24 protein-coding genes are annotated in these 20,827 nt (G+C 59.3%); 10 read left to right on the top strand and 14 right to left on the bottom strand.

Annotated elements, in window-relative coordinates:
- Positions 1-5 precede the first annotated feature (5 nt).
- A complete protein-coding gene (locus tag KP703_RS00680) occupies positions 6-380 on the top strand; it encodes a YidB family protein (protein ID WP_215753478.1) in 375 nt (124 codons plus the stop codon).
- A gap of 115 nt (positions 381-495) precedes the next feature.
- Positions 496-1,023, top strand: coding sequence for a hypothetical protein (locus KP703_RS00675; protein WP_062140857.1), 528 nt, complete (start codon positions 496-498; stop codon positions 1,021-1,023).
- Here the strand turns inward: KP703_RS00675 and KP703_RS00670 are convergent, their stop codons facing one another.
- Entirely contained in the window at positions 1,024-2,001 is a 978-nt protein-coding gene (locus KP703_RS00670; RefSeq protein ID WP_252353722.1) for a hypothetical protein, read from the bottom strand.
- 324 nt (positions 2,002-2,325) lie between these two features.
- On the opposite strand from KP703_RS00670, the gene KP703_RS00665 reads away from it, so the two are divergent.
- Positions 2,326-3,582 (top strand): dicarboxylate/amino acid:cation symporter, encoded by a 1,257-nt coding sequence (locus KP703_RS00665; protein ID WP_215753477.1) that lies wholly within the window; start codon positions 2,326-2,328, stop codon positions 3,580-3,582.
- A gap of 9 nt (positions 3,583-3,591) precedes the next feature.
- On the opposite strand, the gene KP703_RS00660 is transcribed toward KP703_RS00665, so the two are convergent.
- The 9 genes from KP703_RS00660 to KP703_RS00620 all read right to left on the bottom strand — a co-directional run bounded on the left by KP703_RS00660 (position 3,592) and on the right by KP703_RS00620 (position 12,587).
- On the bottom strand, positions 3,592-6,384 hold the full coding sequence (locus KP703_RS00660; protein ID WP_252353721.1) for a DUF4132 domain-containing protein: 2,793 nt from the start codon (positions 6,382-6,384) through the stop codon (positions 3,592-3,594).
- Positions 6,385-6,611: 227 nt separating this feature from the next.
- Positions 6,612-7,052 carry an N-acetyltransferase gene (locus KP703_RS00655; protein ID WP_215753476.1) on the bottom strand — a complete coding sequence of 147 codons (441 nt, stop codon included), beginning with the start codon at positions 7,050-7,052 and terminating at the stop codon, positions 6,612-6,614.
- Positions 7,053-7,210: 158 nt separating this feature from the next.
- On the bottom strand, positions 7,211-7,942 hold the full coding sequence (ccmI, locus tag KP703_RS00650) for a c-type cytochrome biogenesis protein CcmI (protein WP_062270848.1): 732 nt from the start codon (positions 7,940-7,942) through the stop codon (positions 7,211-7,213).
- A 4-nt stretch (positions 7,943-7,946) separates the two neighbouring features.
- A complete protein-coding gene (locus tag KP703_RS00645) occupies positions 7,947-8,423 on the bottom strand; it encodes a cytochrome c-type biogenesis protein (RefSeq protein WP_215753568.1) in 477 nt (158 codons plus the stop codon).
- Positions 8,417-8,992: a DsbE family thiol:disulfide interchange protein gene (locus tag KP703_RS00640; RefSeq protein WP_215753475.1), complete on the bottom strand. Its 576-nt coding sequence runs from the start codon at positions 8,990-8,992 to the stop codon at positions 8,417-8,419. Before KP703_RS00640 ends, KP703_RS00645 begins: the two co-directional genes overlap by 7 nt.
- Complete coding sequence (locus tag KP703_RS00635) at positions 8,989-10,974, bottom strand: heme lyase CcmF/NrfE family subunit (RefSeq protein ID WP_215753474.1); 1,986 nt, start codon at positions 10,972-10,974, stop codon at positions 8,989-8,991. The genes KP703_RS00640 and KP703_RS00635 overlap by 4 nt, the downstream gene beginning before the upstream one ends.
- 121 nt (positions 10,975-11,095) lie before the next feature.
- On the bottom strand, positions 11,096-11,644 hold the full coding sequence (ccmE, locus tag KP703_RS00630) for a cytochrome c maturation protein CcmE (protein ID WP_062143234.1): 549 nt from the start codon (positions 11,642-11,644) through the stop codon (positions 11,096-11,098).
- Positions 11,641-11,802: a hypothetical protein gene (locus KP703_RS00625; RefSeq protein ID WP_167347358.1), complete on the bottom strand. Its 162-nt coding sequence runs from the start codon at positions 11,800-11,802 to the stop codon at positions 11,641-11,643. Before KP703_RS00625 ends, ccmE begins: the two co-directional genes overlap by 4 nt.
- Positions 11,799-12,587 (bottom strand): heme ABC transporter permease, encoded by a 789-nt coding sequence (locus KP703_RS00620; RefSeq protein ID WP_061492022.1) that lies wholly within the window; start codon positions 12,585-12,587, stop codon positions 11,799-11,801. The genes KP703_RS00625 and KP703_RS00620 overlap by 4 nt, the downstream gene beginning before the upstream one ends.
- Before the next feature lie 170 nt (positions 12,588-12,757).
- Here KP703_RS00620 and KP703_RS00615 point away from each other — a divergent pair, with 170 nt between their 5' ends.
- Positions 12,758-13,051, top strand: coding sequence for a YciI family protein (locus KP703_RS00615; RefSeq protein ID WP_215753473.1), 294 nt, complete (start codon positions 12,758-12,760; stop codon positions 13,049-13,051).
- A gap of 2 nt (positions 13,052-13,053) precedes the next feature.
- Positions 13,054-13,470 (top strand): EVE domain-containing protein, encoded by a 417-nt coding sequence (locus tag KP703_RS00610; RefSeq protein WP_215753472.1) that lies wholly within the window; start codon positions 13,054-13,056, stop codon positions 13,468-13,470.
- Between the two features lie 99 nt (positions 13,471-13,569).
- On the opposite strand, the gene KP703_RS00605 is transcribed toward KP703_RS00610, so the two are convergent.
- On the bottom strand, positions 13,570-13,905 hold the full coding sequence (locus KP703_RS00605; RefSeq protein WP_215753471.1) for a TIGR01244 family sulfur transferase: 336 nt from the start codon (positions 13,903-13,905) through the stop codon (positions 13,570-13,572).
- A gap of 102 nt (positions 13,906-14,007) precedes the next feature.
- Here KP703_RS00605 and KP703_RS00600 point away from each other — a divergent pair, with 102 nt between their 5' ends.
- Positions 14,008-15,036 (top strand): threo-3-hydroxy-L-aspartate ammonia-lyase, encoded by a 1,029-nt coding sequence (locus KP703_RS00600; protein WP_252353719.1) that lies wholly within the window; start codon positions 14,008-14,010, stop codon positions 15,034-15,036.
- A gap of 123 nt (positions 15,037-15,159) precedes the next feature.
- On the opposite strand, the gene KP703_RS00595 is transcribed toward KP703_RS00600, so the two are convergent.
- Entirely contained in the window at positions 15,160-15,864 is a 705-nt protein-coding gene (locus KP703_RS00595; protein WP_062270843.1) for a hypothetical protein, read from the bottom strand.
- 370 nt (positions 15,865-16,234) lie between these two features.
- Here KP703_RS00595 and KP703_RS00590 point away from each other — a divergent pair, with 370 nt between their 5' ends.
- Entirely contained in the window at positions 16,235-17,071 is an 837-nt protein-coding gene (locus KP703_RS00590; RefSeq protein WP_043552205.1) for an EcsC family protein, read from the top strand.
- An 80-nt stretch (positions 17,072-17,151) separates the two neighbouring features.
- Here the strand turns inward: KP703_RS00590 and KP703_RS00585 are convergent, their stop codons facing one another.
- Positions 17,152-17,334 carry a hypothetical protein gene (locus tag KP703_RS00585; RefSeq protein ID WP_062143259.1) on the bottom strand — a complete coding sequence of 61 codons (183 nt, stop codon included), beginning with the start codon at positions 17,332-17,334 and terminating at the stop codon, positions 17,152-17,154.
- Positions 17,335-17,347: 13 nt separating this feature from the next.
- The gene (locus KP703_RS00580; protein WP_215753470.1) at positions 17,348-18,322 is read right to left on the bottom strand and encodes a D-glycerate dehydrogenase; all 975 of its coding nucleotides are present in this window, start codon (positions 18,320-18,322) and stop codon (positions 17,348-17,350) included.
- A 160-nt stretch (positions 18,323-18,482) separates the two neighbouring features.
- On the opposite strand from KP703_RS00580, the gene aat reads away from it, so the two are divergent.
- From aat to KP703_RS00565, 3 genes are read left to right on the top strand one after another with little or no spacing between them, the layout of a single operon-like run.
- Positions 18,483-19,160 (top strand): leucyl/phenylalanyl-tRNA--protein transferase, encoded by a 678-nt coding sequence (gene aat / locus KP703_RS00575; protein WP_062270840.1) that lies wholly within the window; start codon positions 18,483-18,485, stop codon positions 19,158-19,160.
- Between the two features lie 55 nt (positions 19,161-19,215).
- Positions 19,216-20,124: a hypothetical protein gene (locus tag KP703_RS00570; RefSeq protein ID WP_062270838.1), complete on the top strand. Its 909-nt coding sequence runs from the start codon at positions 19,216-19,218 to the stop codon at positions 20,122-20,124.
- Complete coding sequence (locus KP703_RS00565) at positions 20,121-20,816, top strand: hypothetical protein (protein ID WP_215753469.1); 696 nt, start codon at positions 20,121-20,123, stop codon at positions 20,814-20,816. The genes KP703_RS00570 and KP703_RS00565 overlap by 4 nt, the downstream gene beginning before the upstream one ends.
- The last annotated feature ends 11 nt before the right edge of the window (positions 20,817-20,827 follow it).

Genomic DNA, 20,827 nt, shown 5'->3' with positions numbered 1-20,827 from the left:
TTTACATGTCCGATTTCATTCAGAACCTTGTTGGAAAAGTGGAAGGCGCACTTGGCGTCAGTCTTCAGGGGGAAATGCAGCAGCAGCTCCAGAAACTGCTCCAGCCTGATACGCTCCAGAGCATTCTGACGCAGGCTGATCAGGCCGGTCTGGGTGACAAGGTTCGGTCATGGATCAGTCAGGGGTCCAATGTGCCTGCAACGGCTGATGAAATCCGCGATATTCTGGGCAGCAGCACCGTGCATGATCTGGTGCAGCGCACCGGGCTGCCGGCTGATGCCGTTCTGACCACGCTGGCCCACTTCCTGCCGCAGGCCGTGGATAAAAAGACGCCGGAAGGCACGCTGCCGGCTCCGGCCGACGCAACAAAAGAAGCCTGAGGCTTTTACCTGCCCCCGGCTACTCCATGCGCCGGGGGTGGGGCTTTGCCACTGAGATGGCAAACTTGCACGATTGAAAGGTGCATCAAGCCAGACAATCCGTTATGATGCCCGCATGAACCTTGGTGAGCGCATCACACGTGTTGATAGCTGGCTGCTGGATGACCTCTGTCAGCCTCTTGCAGACAGGCTGCCCGAGCGCATGCCGGCGCTGGAAGTTGGCATGAGCTGCCAGCTTGGCTCCCTCCTGTTTTCTGCCGTGTCCATTATCGCCGTGTTCGTCATTGGCGGGATGGAAGACATCACCAACATGATGTTCAACGTGCTGGTCTGGGGCCTGTGCGTGACGTTCTTTATCGGCCTGAACCGCATGCGTGTTCTGGTGCAGCCCGGCAGGCCCAACCCGTTGCGCTATATGCTGGTGGGGGTGCGGCTGGTGTCCATCCCGTTTACGGCCTACGTGCTGTATCAGGCGTATGATGCCCCTGCGCCGTTCCAGCTCCCCATGTGGTTTAACGCCCTCTCCAACCTCGTGTTTGTGGTGGGGCTGTATTTCATTTCCTGCCAGCCCCGGCCGCCGCAACGCCGCGCGCGGGAAGATATCTGGGCGCGGACCCCGCTGCAGGAAGCCGGGAACAGCTGATCAGAATACCGCGTTCACGGCAAACTGCGGGGCGACTTTAACCCCGGTATTATGCCCGGCGTAATAAACAGCAGCCCCTGCAATCACGCCCCAGCGTGGGTTCCAGTTATATTCAACCGCCGGTGCAATCTGCCAGTCCGTTGAGGCTGCGCTGATCTTGTTTACGCGTGTGCCCGCAGCGGTCCAGCCTTTCAGGTGCGATCCGTTGGCCCAGTCCCGCGCCAGATCCATTGCCAGAACCCAGCGCTGGTTAATGCCGTATTCCAGAGAAAACCCGGTCTGGCCGCTCATGCCCGGACGCCCCGTGCCATGAAAACCCGCTGAGGTGCCGTAAGTGGTCATGTCGTGCAGGCGTGCGCTGGTTAAAGCATGCCGCCACCAGTTCCAGACACGCAGGCGGAGCGCATGGTTGCCGGGAAGGGTGTAGGTGGATTGCTCGGTAACGGCCACGCGGAAGACGTAGGCACCGGTCCCCGTGCCATCCTGCGTGGTGCGCAGGCGGGAATAGGCCCCCGTTGGCATGACGACACCGGCAAACAGGTTGAGGTCCGGGATAAAGCGTTTGGGGTCCGGGTGGAGAAACCGCCAGATGAAATCGACCGGGAAATCCCCAAATTGCGGGCCATGCGAATGGCCGGCGGTGTGCTTCCACCCATAACTGATGACGGTATGGGTCTGAATGCTGATGTCATCCGTAATGCCGTATTTCCACAAGGTGGAATTACTAAAGGTCTGTTGCCGTGGATGGAGGGGATGACTGGTGCCGTTTGATGCAAACGTGCCGACCGGCTGGCTGTAGGTATAATAAGGCTCGATCCCCAGATCTCCCGCATGAGACTTTGCGCCGGACGGCGAGACCAGAGAACCGGTGTACCACTGTGCAGCATGCGCCGGGCAGGAGGAGAGGCTTGCAAGGCATGATCCGACCAGCACCGCACACAAAGACCGGGAGCAGGGAGGGAACGATAGTCTGACCATAACCGTTAAAAACGCCTTATTTTTTTTCTCCTGGGCCGCAGAAGGCCAGCAAATGTGTTTAAGATCAAGAACAGGCGGAAGTTTTAACGAAAGATTTGATGGCTCTTATTGAAAGAGTCTGAGTTTTCTGCGGGTCTTGTGGAAATTTTATTTCGTTACACTTAGATATCGAAACTTTATTGTTGCGATGCTTTATCTATTTCATGGAGTCTTCTTTGTGGGGAAGAATTCATGATTTGAGCGCTGTGTGGTCTTCAAATATTGCCGCCAGTAGCGTAGAAACCGGCAAAATAGTGACAAAAAATTAGAACAGGGAACAACGCAATGGCCATTGGGACGCAGCCGGTCAACACCAGACGGCGGACTTATGCCATTCTGATAGCCCTTGTTCTGGGTGTGCTGAGCGGGCTTTTCATTCACACGCTCTCACCCGCTGTCATTCATTTTGCTGAGCAGGCCGCAACCCTGATGACGGGGATTTTCCTGCGGCTGATCAAGATGGTCATCGCCCCGCTGGTTTTTGCCACGCTGGTGAGCGGGATTGGCAAGCTGGGTGATGACAGTCAGGTTTTCCGCATTGGCGGCAAAATCCTGCTGTGGTTCATCAGCATGTCTTTTGTCTCGCTGCTGATCGGGCTTCTGGCCGGGAATATCTTCCAGCCGGGTGCCGGGTTTGAGCCTCCGGCCGTGGAGGATCTGGCCAGCCTGAAGCACCCGTTCCAGCCGGTGGATTTCCTGCTGCATATTGTGCCGACCAGCGTTCTCGATGCCATGTCCCGCAACGACATCCTCCAGATTGTGGTGTTCTCCGTGCTGTTCGGTCTGGCCCTGCCTGCTGCGGGCAAGGCCGGAAAGACCATGCTGGGCTGGACGGAAGAACTGGGCCATATCATGCTGCGGATGACCGACATGGTCATGCTGCTTGCCCCCATGGCCGTGTTTGGCTCCGTTATGGGCAGCATTGCGCATAGTGGCGGCGGGATGCTGATCCAGTACAGTCGTTTTCTGGTTGAGTTCTACAGCACTATTCTGGTGCTCTGGATTGTCTTGACCACGCTGGCGTTTCTGGTGCTTGGCCCCCGGATTAAAGACCTGATCCGTGAACTCATTCAGCCGCTCATTCTGGGTTACGCCACGGCCAGTAGTGAATCCGTTTATCCGCTGCTGTTGGAAAAGCTGGAAAATTTTGGTGTGCCGACCCGCATCAGCGGCTTTGTGCTGCCGCTGGGCTACAGCTTCAATCTGGACGGCTCCATCCTGTTCCAGAGCTTTGGCGCGCTCTTTATCGCGCAGGTGTATGACATCCACTTGTCCGCCATGCAGCAGTTCACCATGGTTCTGGTCATGATGCTGAGCAGCAAAGGCATTGCCGGTGTGCCGCGCGCCTCCATCGTGACACTGGTGGCCGTCCTGCCTCAGTTCGGCCTGCCGGAAGCGGGGATTACTCTGATCCTCGGTATCGACCACTTCCTCGACATGGCCCGCACCGCCACCAACGTGCTGGGCAACGGCTACGCCGCCGCCATCTCCGCCAAGTGGGAAGGGGTGCTGTCTGACGGGCCGACGGAAGACAGGCTGTAAGAGGTCTCTCTATGTTCCGGAGGCATCGAGGGCATTGAGCTGGTCCAGTATGGTCTGATCCCGGATTCGATCATCCCGGAGCAGCATGGTGATTTTTTGCAGGATTGAGTTCAGCCGTTCATCATCATGCAACGGCTGGTAGTCAGAGAGTTTGTTCTGGGCTGCAGTCGTTTTCTTATCGGGAATGACGATTTGCCGCTGCTGCGGGATAACCATGACGTCTCCGCTGCCGAGGTGGATGCGGTAATGATAGCGTTTGCCTTTAACCAGAACATGCCGTTTTTCGAGCGTGACAGCGTCTCCTGCTCCGAGTTCGGGTAAAAGGCTCTCGATAATCTCTCTGCGGCTTTGGGCGAGGTTCCCAAAATGCGGCTCTGCGGAACATTGAATGTCGCCCAGTCCATCGTGGCGTCGCCATTCCGCAAGGTCAGGGATGGACAAGAGCGTGCCCGGATCGAATGGGATGTTACGGGCTGCAACGCTGACCATAAGATCAACATCGCGCATCACTTCTGAAAAGACGATGGGGTCAACGCTGCCCAGACGCACGGGGGTTGTCGTCTCTTTCAGCTTACGGCCGCCGTCATACTGCCAGTCTCCCTCATCCTGCAGAACGCAAAACCGGATTCTGTCCGTCATGACATAGCTAAAGACCAGAGACCCGTCAGGCGTGAAGTGCTCTCCAACGCCGCCAGTCCGTAAGTCTGCATAAATGCCATGGGCGGGTATCCTGAGTGACCAGGGGGCGCTCTCACTGGAAGGCAGATGGCCTGTCAGTGTGCGGATGCGCCATTGCTTTTGTCGCCCCACTTCAACAACCTGCGCCTGACTGAGAATACGGCGTGCGTAACGATACGAGGCTGGTGAGCTTTCCTGTTCCGCTTGCGTGATCGTGTAGGTTTCCCGCCACGCCTGACGAATTGGCTGTGTCACCTTCAGGTGTTCAAGCGTTCCGCGCCACTGCGTGATGGTTTTCTGGTTTTTTGAATGCAGGGGGTGCCAGAGGCTGAGAAGGGCTTCTGGCGGGAGAGACGGTATTTCTTTTCCATCCGGGCCGCAGAGCGTGCCGTCATCACGGATCAGGCAGGTTTTTATGGTTCCATCAGGTTCGGCAATCATCCAGATCATCCGGCGTGCCAGCCACCCAAGAACGGGGTGGCGGAGCCAGCGTTCCTCAAACGCCTTCCATGACCATGTCTGCCCTGTTAGCCAGGAGCCTTCCAGCCTTTGGCGATGAGTGGACATATCTGCTGAAAGCTGTTTGGCGTCAGACCGTGCGTTGCGTAATATTGTTTCGCAGCCTGTGGCGTTACGCACAGCAGCCGGAAGTTTATTGGAAACCGTCCCGTTGTTATCCTCATAATGGATTACCGCCTGCCCGGAGCCGGTGATGCTCAGGACTACTGCAAAATCATCCGTCAAAGCCTCTTTACGGCGGTGGTGTGTATCCAGACCATAATCCTGCGCAACAAGTTCCTCTGCCTCGACCGTGGTCAGCCCCATGGCGGCAGCAGTGAGCGCAAGTGTTGCGTTGAGATGAGACAGCATGGTCGCATGCCGTAATTTTGACCGCAGACGCACCAAACCGCGAACACCTTCAGCCGTGCCAATTTCACCAATTGTGCTTACAAGGCGGTTGAAGTCCGCGACGAATTCATTTTGCAGAGCAGAAGCGCTGTGCTCTAGCAGCCAGTCAAGATCAGAGGGTTGTCGGGCGGCTGCAATCATCCAGAGGCAACCAGTGGCAATATGTTCTGAAACTTCAGATTCTGTCAGGGTGCATCCGTAAGGGGATGGTTTTTTCACATGTTTTGGGGTGGACGGAAATTTGGTGCGCAGAGGACCGATTTTGCCAAGGCGCATGATGCCGGAATCCTGCGGGCGACCATAACGGAAGCTGTAAGGCTGGGGCGTGTGGAGAATAATCTCGGCAGCTTTGGAGGGAGACCCCGCTTTTGTCAGCATCAGATTTAAGAGCGCGACAAAGCGCGGGAGGATGGCAGCACGATAGAGAGGCAGAGTTCCGAGTAAGCCAAAGTACGTTCTGTGTAAAAGGGAAAATTGACGATGTTCGTGGAGAAAGCATCGTGCAAAATCCAGCTCATGCTGCCCATTTGGTTCTGCGAGTTTTGCCAAAAAACGGGCTAAGATTTTTTGTGATGGTCGTGGCTTGTCTGGTACCTGCCAGAACTCTAGTCGGCCATCCATAAGATCGAGCGGCGTTTCCGGATTTTCCCGGAGTGCGATCTCGCGTGCTAGCCAATAAAGACTTGGAAAGTCACGGAACGTATTGTCATAATCCTTGAGAGCCTGCTCAAACCATTTTTCGTCAGGCAAGCTTGTTCGTGAACTTTTAAATGACCGTAAATATTCTAGCATCCCGCTTTTTGGGGCATAAAGCGCGGCTGTTGCAGATAGTCGTGATGACGTGGCGTAAAGTTTTGAGATTGCGAAACCGAGTGTGTGACTGACTTCCTCGCTGGCGTATCGGCGGAACCACTCCGGAGGGACGGGAAGAGGACCGATATTCAGGAGATCCGTCATCATACAGGCTTCCAGCGGCATATGATTTTTGGAAATATTATCGAGTAACGGCTGCTGAGTAATGCCGCAATGATGACTGATATCCGTGCGGTACCGTTCTACCCAGGCGGTTTGTAGTTTTTCAAAAATGTTGGCGTCGATCTCGATCATTTCCGCCATCCAGCTGGTCAACTGGCGCTCAAGCCGGCCCATTTCGACTAAAACCAGTCTTGCATTTGCCAGATCGGTTTTCAGAAAATCATGCTGCGTCATTGTCATTCTATCGGCCTGATGTCGGAAATTACTTTGACTGTATGAAGGTAAAGAGAACACGACAAGCCCGTTATTTGCCGGGAATGGCCATATCCGTCATAGTAGTCTGTTAGACGTCAGGAAATATAAAAAGAAGACACCAGAACATGTCTTTTAATCTAAGGTTTTTGTGCTCGGAGGGCTATTTAATATTTGGCTTAAAATTTAAGCATGAATAAGATGAGGATCTGTTTTTATATAGTCTTATTTATGTTGATGCCAGTTACACGAAAACCACTTGTTTCATAGACATGCTGAGCGCGCTTGTTGTCGGCTGCGACGCGCAGTTTGATTTGTTTGAAACCTTGTTGGCTCAGATTATCTTCCAGCGTTTTTAACGCTTGTTTTCCATAACCCTGCCCCTGTTGGTCGGGGAGAATATGAAAATCATAAATATAGACTGATGTGCCGGTGGGGTCAGGACGGTACCAGATATAACCAATAATTTTCCGGGCTTTTACAATGCACAGAAGAGCTTCGCCTTCGGTCTGGGTACCCTGAGGAAAGCTGGTCTCTATCGTTTTCTGCGCCTGCTCCAGAGAGTCTGCGAGCGGCAAACCATAATTTTCTGAGATCTCGCGCGCGTAATCGGCTATAAAATACTCAGTATAAAGAGAAAATTCGTTTTCCTGCATGGGCCTGAACGAAATCATAAGGACTTTCCTGCTCCCGGCCGCTGTATTGATATTGCTCTGAGTTTTTGAATGTTTTTCAGAATATCAGGCTAAATGAATGCGGCTTTGTGTCATCACACAATGATCACCGCTATTCCATTTTCCCGTTTAGAACAGTCTCACGGATTATCCTGCTCATGCTCGCCCTCAGCAATGCGGGCCTGAATGGCGCCGCGCCAGGGGGCGTCTTTGGGGGCGGCGTCCAGCGCTTTGCGGAACAGGTCGAGTGCCTGCGGGGTGACGTGGCTTGCTGCGCGGGTCAGGGCCTCGCCGGTGCGGGCGGCAACTTCTGCGTCAAAGCCGAGGGAGAGGGCGTGGTTCCACGCCTCGGCGGCTTCTGCATAATGTTCGCGGGTCGCTTCGGCCTGCCCAAGCAGCAGGTAGCCCTGTCGCAGGTTGGGGTCGCCTGCGGGGATCATGGCCAGTGTGGCTTTCAGGCGCTGGACCACGGCATCACCGCGCGTATTCTGTTCATGTTGCGCCACCAGACGCGGGCCGAGCGGCTGCGCGGGCAGAGAGGGCACACCATTGGTCAGATACAGGCCAACTGCTGCAATGGGGATCAGCCCCAATGCGCTCCATACGGCCACGGGGGGAATGGCATCGTCCGCATGGGTGGGGGCGGTGTCGGCCACCAGAATGCGGCGCTGGATTTCCAGCCGGGCAATGTCATGCTCCACCGGGGCAATCAGGCCGATATCCAGATCGCGGTCAATTTCAGAAAGCTGCGCTTCATGCAGCGAGAGTGCTGCACTCCGTTCATCCCGGACCTGCCGCGTGCGCCGCCACAGGGGGAGGGCCGCCGGAGCCAGAGCCAGACAGCTTAACAGCACAATGGAAAGCCAGATCATGCGCTCAGTCCTTCGTCAGGTCGGCCAGACGGGCCTTTTCTTCCGCTGTCAGCGGCGGGGGGGCAGCGGGGGCCGCATTGCGGCGGCGATAGGCGAAAAATGCAGTAGTCAGGCCCAGCAGCAGGGCCAGAACCGGCATGCTCCATAGCAGCAGTGTGCCATTGGAAAGCGGCGGGCTGAGGCGGATGAAGTTGCCGTAGCGGTTCACCATCCAGTCCATGATCTGGCGGTTGCTCTCGCCCTTGGCAACGTGCTCCCGCACCACGCGGCGCAGGTCCCGCGCCAGCCCGGCGCTGCTGTCCTCAATGGATTCATTCTGGCAGACCAGACAGCGGAGCTGAGAGCCAATGGCCTCGGCCCGTGCTTCTTCCTGCGGGTTGGGCAGCATTTCGGCAGGGTCATCCACGGCCAGAACCAGAACCGGGGCCAGCAGCAGGGCGCAGCCCAGAAACAGGGCGGACAGACGGCGCAGCATCATGATTTTTTCAGGCTTTCCAGCAGGGGCACCAGCGTGCCGCGGATGGTGTCCACATCCAGCGGGGCGGCGCTGTGCCAGCGGATAATACCGCCGGGGCCGATCAGAAAGGTTTCCGGCACCCCGGAAATACCCCAGTCGATGCCCACACGGCCGTCGCGGTCACTGCCCAGACGGGTGAAGGGGTTGCCTGAATGCCTCAGGAACCCGGCAGCATTTTCCGGACGGTCCTTATAGGCAATGCCCCACATCGTCAGGTCATCCTTCAGGCCCATCAGGGTGGGCATTTCTGCAAGGCAGGGAATGCACCATGAGGCAAAAAAGTTGACCAGAACCGGCTGCGTGAGTGCCCGCAGATCCTGCGCACTGAAGCCCTGACCGGGCGCCTGATCCGGCACGCTGAAATCAGGCACCGGGCGGTTAAGCACCGGCGCGTTGATATCATGCGGGTTGAAGGAGCCGTGCTGCATGCCGGACAGCATCTTCCAGAAGCCAACACCAACAATCGCGGCCCCGGCCAGAGGGGCGGCCATCAGCAGCCGCCGGCGCGTCATGTTTTCAGGAGGGTTGCTCATGCTGCCGTCACCGTATTGGGGGAAGTTTTGGCACGGCGCGGTGCACCCACGCGCATGCGCCGGTCGGAAAGGGAAAGCACGCCGCCAATGGCCATAATCAGCGCGCCCAGCCACATCCATGGGGCGAGTGGGTTGTAATGCAGCCGCAGCACATAGGTAGGGGCGGCGTCTGTGCCGTGTTTGTCCCCCAGCACGCCATACAGATCAGCCAGCAGATTGGTGTGGATGGAGACTTCCGTCGTTGTCTGGTTCTGGCTGTTAAAGCTGCGTTTGGACGGATGCATGATGGTGACAATCTTGCCGTTATGCCGCACCTCAAGGGTTGCAACCATAGCGGAATAGTTCGGCCCCGGTTCCTGCGTCACCTTGGTCAGCGTCCAGTCATACCCGGCCAGATGCTCGGTGGTGCCAACCGGCACTTCCACAATCTTGTGCTGGGCCTGAGACATGGCAGCCAGCCCAAGAATGGTCACACCCACACCCGCATGGGCAATGGCCGTGCCAAAAATGGAGCGGGGCAGCATGCGGGCACGCTGGAGACTGCCGGAGAGCGGCATGCGGAACAGGCGCATACGCTCCGTGATATCGAGCACGGAGGCCGCAATGACCCACACCGCCAGCGCGCTGCACAGGATAGGCAGAATGCCGGACATGCCGAAGGTAAACACTGCAAACGCGACACCAGCCAGTAGAGCAGCAATCCACAGCCGTTGCAGCACCGGCCAGAGCTGGGCGCGCTTCCATGGCAGCATGGGGCCAAAGCCCATGAAGATGAACAGCGGGATGGCCAGCGGAATGGTCGTGGCGTCAAAGAACGGCTTGCCAACGGAAATGGTGCGGTCAAACAGCAGAGACATGAAGGGCGGATACATGGTGCCGGTCAGCACCACGGCGCACAGGGAGCACAACAGGATGTTGTTGAGCACCAACGCACCTTCCCGCGAGATGGGAGCGAACAGGCCACCTGCCGTCAGCGTGGGCGCGCGATAGGCAAACAGGGCCAGAGAGCCACCGATCACCACCGCCAGCAGCCCGAGAATAAAGATGCCGCGGGCCGGGTCATTCGCGAACGCATGCACGGAGTTCAGAATGCCGGAGCGGACGAGGAACGTGCCGGAGAGCGAGAACGAGAACGTGGCAATGGCCAGCAGCACCGTCCAGATTTTCAGGCTTTCACGCTTTTCTACCACAATGGCGGAATGGATCAGCGCCGTGCCGGTCAGCCAGGGGATGAGGGAGGCGTTTTCCACCGGGTCCCAGAACCAGTAACCGCCCCAGCCCAGCACGTAATAGGACCACCATGAGCCCAGCGCGATGCCGCAGGTGAGGAAGCACCATGCCGCCACCGCCCACGGGCGCACCCAGCGGCCCCATGCGGCATCCACACGGCCTTCAATCAGGGCCGCAATAGCGAAGGCAAACGGCACCGCAAACCCGACATAGCCGGTGTAGAGAATGGGCGGATGGAAGGCGAGGCCCGGGTCCTGCAACAGCGGGTTCATGCCCTGCCCATCCATCGGGGCGGGCCAGACGCGGGCGAACGGGTCTGACGTAGTCAGACAGAATAGTTCAAACCCGGCAGCCACAGCCCCCAGAACCGCAATGACCCGTGCGCGCAGAGCAGACGGCAGGTTGCGCCCGAAGGCAGCCACGGCAGCGCCGCAGATCCCGAGGATAAGCGCCCAGAGCAGAATGGAGCCTTCATGATTGCCCCAGACGCCGGTAATTTTATACAGCAGCGGTTTGGAGACTGCGCTGTTGGCCGCAATGTTCTGGACCGAGAAATCATCCGTAACGGCGGCGTACACCAGACAGAGGAAGGCCATCAGCAAGGCCAGAAGCTGCCCGACGGCCAGCCCCGGCGCGAGCATCATCACCCGCCTGTCGCGCCGTTGGGCACCGATAAGAGGCAGAATGCCCTGCGCGGCGGCAAGGATGCAGGCAAGGGCCAGCGCATAATGTCCGAGTTCAGGGCTCAGCATGTCAGAGGGATGTCTCCGGGTGGCGGGCTGTCAGAACAGCGTAAAAGACGCTGGCAGGGAAAGAGACCTGCCAGACAGAGGCAAAAGACGCAAAAGGGGATGTGCGGCGTAACACAGGGTTTTAGTTGCCAGCCGGGGCAGGGGGCGCAGGAGCGTCGGACGCGGGAAGACCTTTCTTTGCGTCCTGCACCGTCATGCTGTTCCAGCTTGCTGCACTGGGCGGCGGGCCAAAGCGCGGGTCCCACTTGCCGGATTTTTTCAGGGCTTCCGCCACTTCCTTCGGCATATAGGTTTCGTCATGCTTGGCCAGCACTTCACTCGCGACAAAACCGTCCTTGTGCATGGTGCCGACGGCCACCACGCTCTGCCCCTCGCGGAACAGGTCGGGCAGGATGCCTTCATACCGCACGGTTACAGCGGCCTGACCATCTGTGACGTCAAAGCGGGCAATTGGGGTTTCGCCCCGTTTTTCCCGTTTGACGGAGCCAGCGACCACCATGCCACCCAGCCGCACGGTGCGGTCTGCCGGAGGCGCGGATGCTGCGACCTGAGAAGGCGTGACAAAGAAAACAATATCGGAGGAAAACGCCTTGAGCATGAGGGCTGCGGCAGCCCCCAGACAGGCAACGCAGGCGATAACGAGCCAGAGGCGACGTGTCTTGCGGGTCATAGAGACGAAGTGGCTCCTGTGGTGCGGTCCGAGGGGCGTTCAAGAACGGCCAGCCGCATACGGGCCTTTTTGAGGCGGAGGGCCGCCCCGATGGAGAGGGTCAGGGCAATGACGGTGGCCAGACCATAGCTGGCCAGAATATAGGGCAGATGCGTCATGCGGCGTCTCCCGAAGCATTGCCAGCGCGGCGGCGCGGGCTGGAGAGCAGGCTGCGGATGCGGCTTTCCATCACGGCGGCCCGGGTGCGGGCCAGCACAATGGCGGCAAACCCCAGCGAGAAGCCCAGCGTGGATAAAGCCAGCGGCCACAGCATGGAAGAGGACATGGTGGGCGCGCCCGTCAGCGTGATGCTGTCCGGCTGATGCAGGGTGTTCCACCACTGCACGCTGAATTTGATCACCGGCAGATCGACAGCGCCCGCAAGTGCGAGAATGGCCGCAGCTTTGTAGCCGCGCTGCGGGTCATCAAACGCGCGGATCAGCGCGATATGGCCCAGATACAAAAAGAACAGCACCAGCACGGAGGTCAGCCGGGCGTCCCACACCCACCATGTGCCCCACATCGGCTTGCCCCACAGGGAGCCGGTGGCCAGACACAGTGCGGTGATGCAGGCGCCCACCGGGCCGATTTCCACCGCAGCCAGATCCGCCAGCGGGTGCCGCCAGACGAGTGACAGTACGGCGCATACGGCAAGCCCGGCATAACCGGCAGAGGCCAGCATGGCGGCGGGCACATGCACATACATAATGCGGACAGAATCGCCCTGCTGCCAGTCGGCAGGCGAGAAAAACAGCCCCCAGCCCAGCCCCGCGAGGGTGAGCAGCAGGGCTGGCCATGTCAGCCAGGGCTGCAGGCGTGCGCCCAGCTTGAGAAACCGGCCGGGATTGGCATACCGATGGAAGAATGTCCCGGCACGCGCGACGAGGGTCGGTGTGGCGCTCAAATGTCAGTCCGTTCCGTATCTCAACAAATCACGTGAGCTTGCAGGGGCCTTGCGTGCAGGAGTTTCCTGCCCAGACATGCGCTCGCGCACCTTTTACATCATTCGGGGCATCTTGACACGAGGCAGTTATTCATGGGCGTCCTGTCCCGACAACACAGCGGAGAGAAGACATGTTGTTTGCCGTTATTTGCACAGATCGCCCCGGAGCCCTTGAAATACGTAAGGCTACGCGAGAGAAACATCTGGCTTTTCTGGAAAACTACAAGCAGGCGATTCAGTTCGCCGGACCTCAACTTGACGTGAACGGCACCCCCTGCGGCAGCCTCGTGCTGCTGGATGTGCCCGATCGCGCGGCGGCGGAAGGCTTTGCTGCGGCTGATCCGTATGCCGAGGTTAATCTGTTTGAAAGCGTGATTGTGCGCCCCCTGCGCATCGTGTTCCGTGATGGCGCGCTGGTGGAATAGCCATGGCCTACTGGTTGATTAAAAGCGAGCCGGACGCCTTTAGCTGGGATGAGCAGGTGGCCAATGATGTGGAACCCTGGACCGGGGTGCGCAACCATCAGGCCAAAAAGAATCTTGCTGGCATGAAGGTGGGAGACCGCGCCTTTTTTTACCATTCCAACGTGCAGCGCGCGATTGTGGGGGTGGTGGAAATTGTGCGCGAAGCCTACCCGGACCCCACGGCGGACAGCGGCAACTGGGTGTGTGTGGACGTGAAAACCGTCGGTCCCATGCCCAGCCCGGTTACGCTGGCGGATATCAAGCAGGATGAGGCGCTGGCGGATATGGCTCTGGTTCGGCAGTCACGCCTTTCAGTGTGTCCGGTTTCTGCGGAACACTGGCAGTATCTGTGCCGCATGGGCGGCTGGTCTGGCGACTGACGACCAGAAGCAGGCCGGGCTTTGTTCCCGCCGCATCAATAAAAAAGGGAGCACCCAGACCGGGCGGCTCCCTTTTTTGTTGGCCGTAGTCAGGGCGGCTTAGCCCTGCGTGGCAAGCGCCCAGAGCTGGCCCGCGCGGTTGCCGGAGCGGCAATAGCTGAAGATCGGGCCGGGCAGGGTGTTGAGGGATTCCTGCATGATGATCACGGCATCCGAAGACGGAGCCTGACCGCCAGCAACCGGAATGGAGATGAAGGACAGGCCAGCCTGTTTGGCGGCTTCCCCAATGGTTTCAGCGCTCGGCTGGCCGGGGTCTTCCCCATCCGGGCGGGTGCAGATGATGGTTTTGAACCCGGCCTCTTTAATGGCGGGGATGTCGCTGACGGCAATCTGCGGGGCAACAACAAAATCGGGGGACAGGCTGCGATAGTTCATGGTCAATAAAGTCCTTTCAGACAGCATTCTGCTCACAAGCTCCCTGACCTTGTAGGCCCGGACAGAGCAGGCGGAAAGAGGGGGGCATACTGCTCTGGCTGTATGCCTGCCCTGAAATCCGGCATGGTGGGCGTGGATCAGAAAAAAGAAGGGCGGCGGGACATGCAGAAAGAACCGGGTTTTGCAGATGTTGTGGCAGCATCGGTGCGTCTGAAAGGGCATGCGCATCGCACGCCGGTTCTCACCTCTCGCTATCTGAACGGAGTGAGCGGGGCGGAGCTGTTCTTCAAGGCGGAAAATTTCCAGCGTGTGGGGGCGTTCAAATTCCGAGGCGCGCTGAATGCTATTCTGGCCCTGCCGGAAGCGGTGCGTCGCCGGGGTGTGGTGGCGTATTCCTCCGGTAATCACGCGCAGGGTGTGGCCTGTGCGGCGCAGCAGGCCGGGATTCCCGCCGTGATTGTCATGCCGGAAGACGCTCCCGCGATGAAGCTGCACGCGACCCGAGGGTACGGGGCGGAAGTGGTTCTGTATGATCGCTACACGCAGGACCGGCAGGCGATAGGCGGCGCACTGGCCGCGGAGCGAGGGGCGACGTTGCTCCCTCCGTTTGACCATCCGGATATTATTGCCGGGCAGGGCACCGCAGCGCTGGAATTGTTTGAAGAAACCGGACCGCTTGATGCGTTGTTTGTGCCGGTTGGCGGCGGTGGTCTTGCCTCAGGCTGTGCGCTGGTTGCGCATGTGGTCTCGAAGGGGTGCACCGTAATTGGGGTGGAACCGGCAGCCGGGGATGATGCGCGACAGTCTCTGGCCGCAGGTCACATCGTGCAGATTGAGGTGCCCAAAACACTGGCGGATGGAGCGCAGACCACAGCCATCAGCCCGCTCACTTTTGGGATTATGCGCAGGCTTTTGCGGGAGATTGTCACGGTGGACGATGCCACGCTGGTTGCGACCATGCGCACCCTGGCGGAGCGGATGAAAATTGTCGTGGAGCCGACGGGCTGCCTTGGCGTCGCTGCCGCTCTTGCGGCTGCGTCCGAATGGAACGGGAAGCGTATTGGCGTGATTATTTCCGGCGGCAATGTCGATATGGCACGGTTTTCCAGACTGATGCAGGAGGGCGCGTAACACAGCCGGAGACTGAAAAATTAGTCGCGCTAAATTTTAAGGGATTTTTAAAACGCCTGTCCGGATAAGGGATAATTGTCCCTCTTGTCCCGGACAGGCGATGTGTAGGCTGTAAAGCCTGTTTTAGCGATGAATGAAGTACAGGTCTGAATACAGGTCTTTCAGTGCGGCCTTGTTGGCCAGGCAGCGACGGACCAGATGGGCACGGAGGTCGAGCGCGCCTTGCTGCACGATCGGGTCTTTGGACGGTGCATCAAAAGCCGGATAGCGCTGGATGCAGGATTTCAGATCCGGATTGTTCATGTCCAGACCAGCTTCAATCTGCTTCATGGTTGCATCGTATTCCTGCGTGACTTCCGCATCGGAATACCATTCGCTCAGCGCAGACTGCACCTTGTTGTCCCGGATCAGGTAGGTGAAGGTCAGAAACCCGTTTTCCGTGGTGCCATTGGGCAGCTTGGTGCTCAGGCGGCAGACGCGATGGAAATACGGCGGCAGGCTGAGGTCCGGCATGGCGGTGGCACCCGTCACGCTGATCTGCATGGTCGGCTGGAAGGAGGAATCCGGTTTGTCATCCCGGTCCGGCGTCTTGCTGGATTGCAGGCTGTGGTCGCGCTGCATGGCTTCGGCCAGAAGCGTGTCATACTGGTGGGAATAGCAGTAGGACGGGTCCGTCCGCGCATGTTCCAGCGCAGAATGATAGGCTTGCTGCTGCGGGGTCTGGGCGCAGCCTGTGGCAGCCAGAACGGCGGCAACGGAGCCAGCGCGCAACAGATGCTGCCAGCGTGGGGTACGGGCCGGGCGGGAGGAAGGCGTGGTGTGCGACATGGAAAAACTCCTGTTGGCGCACAATCTGCGCCGGGATGGTCTCACCTTCGGCTGTGTAAGGTGTTCCGATGCACGTGACAACCACCGTGAAGTCTGACGCCCAAAGGGCGAACGCACGCCGGAAAACCACAGCAAAAATCAAAGAAGGAAAAGGGATAGGAGGCAACTTCTTAGCCCGTGGGGCTTTTGTGAGGGAAGGTGGACATCGCTGTTCAGGAGATGGGAGGCATATGCCGGACGAGGGGCGGCCCGTGTCGCTTTTCGGGCGTGCTATGCTACACTCTCCTTTACAAAACAGACTATTGCGGGCGCTCGACTGCGCCCCGGCCCGGCCTTTCACGGCAGGGCAGAGCAAGCAGAAAGGGCGCAAATGAGTACGCAGGACATGACAGGGAGCGAGATGGTGACGCTCAAGCTCAGTGGTCACGATCTGGGAGAGCTGGAACACGCCCTCGCACAGGTCGAATCTGGCAAAGGCGTTCTGGTGCGTCTGGCGGACCTGATGGGCGGCGCTGTTGGCCACGCCACGCGGCTGGGCCTGCGCGGGCTGGGCATGGCTCCCGGCATGGAAGACAAGCTGCGTGGTCTGGCGGAAAGCGCCATTGCCCGTGCCTTTGATGTTGCCATTGTCGGGCTGCGCAGCCCCGGTGATGCTCTGGCGGAACCGCAGCCCTGGCGTGGCCCGGCGTTGCAGGCGGCTGTTGCCGTCTCCGGCGCGGTAGGTGGCTTTGCTGGATTGGCCGGTCTGGCCCCGGATATCAGCTTTACCACGTTGACCATCATGCGTGAGATTGGCCGCATTGCGCGCGAAGAAGGCGAGGATCTTTCCGACCCGGATGCACGCCGCGCCTGTCTGGAAGTATTCGCACTGCGGGCCTTCCCCAATGCGCGGAAGGCGGAGGATAGCGAACTGGGCTATTTCTCAGCCCGCGCGCTGCTGCGTGGCCGCCCGGTTGTGATGCTGATTGCGGAAGTTGCCTCGCATTACGGTCTGGCTCTGGGGCAGAAAGTATCTCTTCAGCTTATGCCGGTGGCCGGTGCGCTGTGTGGGGCGTCGCTCAATACGGCATTCCTTAACCATTACCGGGCACTGGCGCGGGCGCATTTCACCATCCGTCGTCTGGAGCGTGAACATGGTCCGGTGGTGCGGGATACGGCTGAGGCTCTGCGGGATCATGTCGCAACGCGTAACGGTCGCGTTTCCTGAAGGTATTGAGGCATTAAAAAAGCCGGAGGCAGATCCTCCGGCGTGGTCTCAAACGGTCTTATCAGAGAGCCAGCTTCCCCTCAGGAGGCTGGCTCTTTCTGTTTTTTGACCGGCGGCGGTTCTTCATCAATCAGCGTGCCGATGACGGCAAGAAACAGCATGAACCCGCCCACAATCATGCAGGTCTGCTGGTAGTGGAAGTCGATCAGTCTCACCACCACGCAGGCAAGAATACCCAGCAGGCAGGCTATTCTTAAGGTCATCAGTCTCTCCGGTTCAGGCCGTTACAGGGGTGACAAGCGGCTTATTGGCGGCGAGAGCGGCCACATTGTCCAGCGAGAGCATGCCCATGGCCGTGCGGGTTTCCACTGTGGCGCTGCCGGTATGGGGCGTCATGAAAATCTTCGGCAAGGCGAGAATGCTGGGGTTCGGGTTGGGTTCGTTCTGATAAACATCCAGCCCGGCATTAAACAGATGGCCGGAACGCAGGGCGTCCAGCAGAGCCGTCTCATCCACCAGTGCGCCGCGCGCCGCGTTCACCAGCACACTGCCGCGCGGCAGCAGGCCGAACATTTTGGCTGTCATCAGCGGCGGTGCGCCGGCGGTGGCGGGCATGTGCAGGGTGAGAATGTTGCAGTGGGGCAGCATCTCTTCCAGATTTTCAAAATAGGTCGCGCCTTCCTCCTGCGCAGGGTCCAGTTTGCGGCGGTTGTGGTAGAGCACCTTCATGTCAAAACCACGCGCCCGGCGCGCAACGGCCTGCCCGATGCGGCCCATGCCGACAATGCCCAGCGTCTTGCCGGTCACGCGCATGCCCAGCATCTCATCCATTTCCAGCGTGCGGCCCCAGCCGTTCTTCATCAGCGTGTAGTATTCCGCAGCGCGGCGGCAGGCGGCCAGAATCAGCATCATGGTCAGATCGGCATTACAATCGGTCAGCACATCCGGCGTGTTGCAGACCTTGATGCCACGTGCCAGCAGGGCGGGCACATCCAGATGGTCCAGCCCGACACTGACGGTCGCCACCAGCTTCACACAGTCCGGAATGGCCGCCACATCCGCGCCTTTCAGCGGGCAATGATGCGTGACCAGCATGGCAAACGCCTGCTGCTTTTCCGCCAGCGCCAGCATGGCGGCGGTATCCAGCGGCGCGTCGGGGGCAGGGGGAGCGGTAAAGTCGGTCTCAATCCGCTTTTCAACAGCGGCAGGCAGCCGGACGGCACGGATCAGGCGAGGCTTTTCGGAAGGCATGGGCGTTCCTTTTTTCAGTGGGACAGATTGAGTTTCCGTAATGACAGACTAGCATGACCCTTCAGAAAAGCCATGACGAGCGTATAACGACGGAAACGGACGCGGGATCAGGCGCGAGCGTTATAAAGAACGCAGATCTCATCTGTTCAAAGGAGGCGACATGACTGACGCGCTGACGCCGGAACTGATTTTAGGCGCGTATGCGGCCGGGATTTTCCCGATGGCGGCCGATGCGGATGATGACGAGCTGCAATGGTATGATCCGGACCCGCGCGGCATCCTGCCTCTGCGTGGTTTCCACCTCTCGCGCCGTCTGCAACGCACGGTGTTGTCAGGCCGGTTTGATGTCAGTGTGGATCAGGATTTTCCCGGCGTGATGAAGGCCTGCGCAGCGCCCGCACCGGGGCGTGAGGACACATGGATCAATGGTGAGATCTTCCGCCTGTTCTGTGCCCTGCATGACATGGGATACGCGCATAGCGTGGAATGTCGGCAGGACGGAAAGCTGGTAGGCGGCTTATATGGCGTGGCGCTGGGCGGCGCATTTTTTGGGGAAAGCATGTTCAGCCGTGCGACCGATGCCTCCAAGGTTGCGTTAGTGCATCTGGTGGCGCGGCTGCGGATTGGCGGCTTTATCGTGCTAGACACCCAGTTTGGAACAGACCATCTCGCCCGCTTTGGCGGGGAGGAAATTCCGGCAAGCCTGTATAAGGCAACCTTGGAACGCGCTGTCCAGATGATGCCATGTTGGCAGGCTAGCATTCCTGCAGATGAGCTGGAGGCTGAAATTCGTGCCATGCGGGCAGAGACGCAGGCGGCAGACTCTCAGGACAGTTAGGGACCAGCTCTGGGAGCAGAGCGGTCTGGATGAGAAACAGGAAAGACGAAGACGTATGACACACTGCCAGCCGGCCCGGACGCGCCGTATGCTGACCCTTTGCAGCCTTCTGGCCACCGCACCGCTGGCGGCAGGACTGCTGAGCCAGCCAGGCCATGCCGCCGAGACAGCAGCAACTCCTGCGGCCCCGGCAGGCGCACCGGCTCCCGCCCCGCAGATGGACCACCCGCGCCTGATGCCCGGACGTGATGCCACTATTGATTACGTCTTTCAGCCGCGCCCGCCTGCGGGTGGGGGCCCCGCAACGGCCCTGCCGATTAAGGACCGGCATGTGCAGGTTCTGTTTTCCGGTGATGGCGGGCTGATGCGGATCAACTACATGCTCAGCATGGACGGGCCGGAAAGCCGGGGGGCGGTCATCATCAACCGGGCGGCGCAGGAAGTGATGATTATCCTGAACGACCGCAAGATTTATACCCGGCTGGTGCAGCAGGAGGTGGCGCGCAGTCCGTTCCTGCTGGATATGTCGATGAGTTTTACGCGCAAAGGCAAATCCGAAGTCATCGGCCAGCCCTGCACCCTCTGGGGCGTGGTCTCCGCCCAGGGGAATGGGACTGCCTGCGTGACGGATGACGGCTTTATTCTGGAGCAGGACGGCGTGGATGTGGATGGTCTGAACGGCCACCTCAAGGCGATGAAAGTCTCCTATGATGACGTGCCCGCTACCTCTTTCCAGCCGCCTGCGGGTTTTCAGGAAGTCACGCCACATTCCCCGGGATCTCAGTCTGGTGGGAATGAGGACGGTTCAGCCCCCCCTTCCGTTATGCGGGGGCCAACCAGTGTGCAGCAGCAGGAGCATTCCAGCGTGCCCTCCGCCACAGGCGTTGTGCCGGGCGTTGGTCCTGTAACGACCCTGCCATCCACCGATTCCAACGCGCATGATGCGTCAGGCAATACGCCATGAGCGGGCTGCGTACGCGGCGGCTGCTTGGTGCCGGGCTGGGTGTTATGATGGGTGTGGCCTCTCTGCCCGTGGCGCAGGCGCAAACGTCAGCTACGGGTACCGACGCAGCCAGCGCTGTTTCCGCAGGTGCGAGCGGTGCTCAGGCGGGTGCCAACCCTGCGTCTGGGCCTGCGCCAGTCGCCCCGCAGGATGCGCCGTTTATCACGCCGTCTGTGGATGCGGATGTGCTGTATGAACTGACATCGCCCACCGGGGATGCGGTGATGAAGCAGCGGATGCGCTGGCAGGTGGGCAGCCTCCGTCAGCGGCTGGACCCGGAAGGGTCTGACCTGTTCATGATCACCTCCTGGCCCGAGCACACGCTGACCGTGGTGGACCCGAGCCGCAAGCGGAAGAGCGTGATGCCCGCCCCCAGTCAGGGCCTCACGCCGCCCGGTCACCCGGCCATGGTTGGCACCTATGCACGATTGGGTGGTTCCGTGGTGGCGGGGGAAAGCTGCATTATCTGGCGCACCAAAGATGCCGACGGACATGCAAGTGATGTCTGTTACACGGCGGATGGTCTGTTGTTGCAGGTTGCACAGCAGGGACAGATTACCGTCCGGGCGCTCCGTGTCAGCCGGGTGGCCCAGCCTGATGATGTGTTCGCCATTCCATCGGGCCTGAAGCAGGAGGCCCCCGCCAGACCGTAATCCGCCCGGAC

Source organism: Acetobacter sp. P5B1 (assembly GCF_018811985.1).
Classification (GTDB): Bacteria; Pseudomonadota; Alphaproteobacteria; order Acetobacterales; family Acetobacteraceae; genus Acetobacter; species Acetobacter cerevisiae.
Note: the sequence above shows the minus strand (reverse complement) of the source record. Positions and strands in the feature narration are given on the sequence as shown.

What these genes read in the sequence shown, in the direction of transcription:
- KP703_RS00680 (WP_215753478.1), top strand. Translation starts at nt 6, where the DNA reads ATGTCCGATTTCATTCAGAACCTTGTTGGAAAAGTGGAAGGCGCACTT.
- KP703_RS00675 (WP_062140857.1), top strand. Translation starts at nt 496, where the DNA reads ATGAACCTTGGTGAGCGCATCACACGTGTTGATAGCTGGCTGCTGGAT.
- KP703_RS00670 (WP_252353722.1), bottom strand. Translation starts at nt 2,001, where the DNA reads ATGGTCAGACTATCGTTCCCTCCCTGCTCCCGGTCTTTGTGTGCGGTG.
- KP703_RS00665 (WP_215753477.1), top strand. Translation starts at nt 2,326, where the DNA reads ATGGCCATTGGGACGCAGCCGGTCAACACCAGACGGCGGACTTATGCC.
- KP703_RS00660 (WP_252353721.1), bottom strand. Translation starts at nt 6,384, where the DNA reads ATGACAATGACGCAGCATGATTTTCTGAAAACCGATCTGGCAAATGCA.
- KP703_RS00655 (WP_215753476.1), bottom strand. Translation starts at nt 7,052, where the DNA reads ATGCAGGAAAACGAATTTTCTCTTTATACTGAGTATTTTATAGCCGAT.
- ccmI (WP_062270848.1), bottom strand. Translation starts at nt 7,942, where the DNA reads ATGATCTGGCTTTCCATTGTGCTGTTAAGCTGTCTGGCTCTGGCTCCG.
- KP703_RS00640 (WP_215753475.1), bottom strand. Translation starts at nt 8,992, where the DNA reads ATGAGCAACCCTCCTGAAAACATGACGCGCCGGCGGCTGCTGATGGCC.
- KP703_RS00635 (WP_215753474.1), bottom strand. Translation starts at nt 10,974, where the DNA reads ATGCTGAGCCCTGAACTCGGACATTATGCGCTGGCCCTTGCCTGCATC.
- ccmE (WP_062143234.1), bottom strand. Translation starts at nt 11,644, where the DNA reads ATGACCCGCAAGACACGTCGCCTCTGGCTCGTTATCGCCTGCGTTGCC.
- KP703_RS00625 (WP_167347358.1), bottom strand. Translation starts at nt 11,802, where the DNA reads ATGACGCATCTGCCCTATATTCTGGCCAGCTATGGTCTGGCCACCGTC.
- KP703_RS00615 (WP_215753473.1), top strand. Translation starts at nt 12,758, where the DNA reads ATGTTGTTTGCCGTTATTTGCACAGATCGCCCCGGAGCCCTTGAAATA.
- KP703_RS00610 (WP_215753472.1), top strand. Translation starts at nt 13,054, where the DNA reads ATGGCCTACTGGTTGATTAAAAGCGAGCCGGACGCCTTTAGCTGGGAT.
- KP703_RS00605 (WP_215753471.1), bottom strand. Translation starts at nt 13,905, where the DNA reads ATGAACTATCGCAGCCTGTCCCCCGATTTTGTTGTTGCCCCGCAGATT.
- KP703_RS00600 (WP_252353719.1), top strand. Translation starts at nt 14,008, where the DNA reads ATGCCTGCCCTGAAATCCGGCATGGTGGGCGTGGATCAGAAAAAAGAA.
- KP703_RS00595 (WP_062270843.1), bottom strand. Translation starts at nt 15,864, where the DNA reads ATGTCGCACACCACGCCTTCCTCCCGCCCGGCCCGTACCCCACGCTGG.
- KP703_RS00590 (WP_043552205.1), top strand. Translation starts at nt 16,235, where the DNA reads ATGAGTACGCAGGACATGACAGGGAGCGAGATGGTGACGCTCAAGCTC.
- KP703_RS00585 (WP_062143259.1), bottom strand. Translation starts at nt 17,334, where the DNA reads ATGACCTTAAGAATAGCCTGCCTGCTGGGTATTCTTGCCTGCGTGGTG.
- KP703_RS00580 (WP_215753470.1), bottom strand. Translation starts at nt 18,322, where the DNA reads ATGCCTTCCGAAAAGCCTCGCCTGATCCGTGCCGTCCGGCTGCCTGCC.
- aat (WP_062270840.1), top strand. Translation starts at nt 18,483, where the DNA reads ATGACTGACGCGCTGACGCCGGAACTGATTTTAGGCGCGTATGCGGCC.
- KP703_RS00570 (WP_062270838.1), top strand. Translation starts at nt 19,216, where the DNA reads ATGACACACTGCCAGCCGGCCCGGACGCGCCGTATGCTGACCCTTTGC.
- KP703_RS00565 (WP_215753469.1), top strand. Translation starts at nt 20,121, where the DNA reads ATGAGCGGGCTGCGTACGCGGCGGCTGCTTGGTGCCGGGCTGGGTGTT.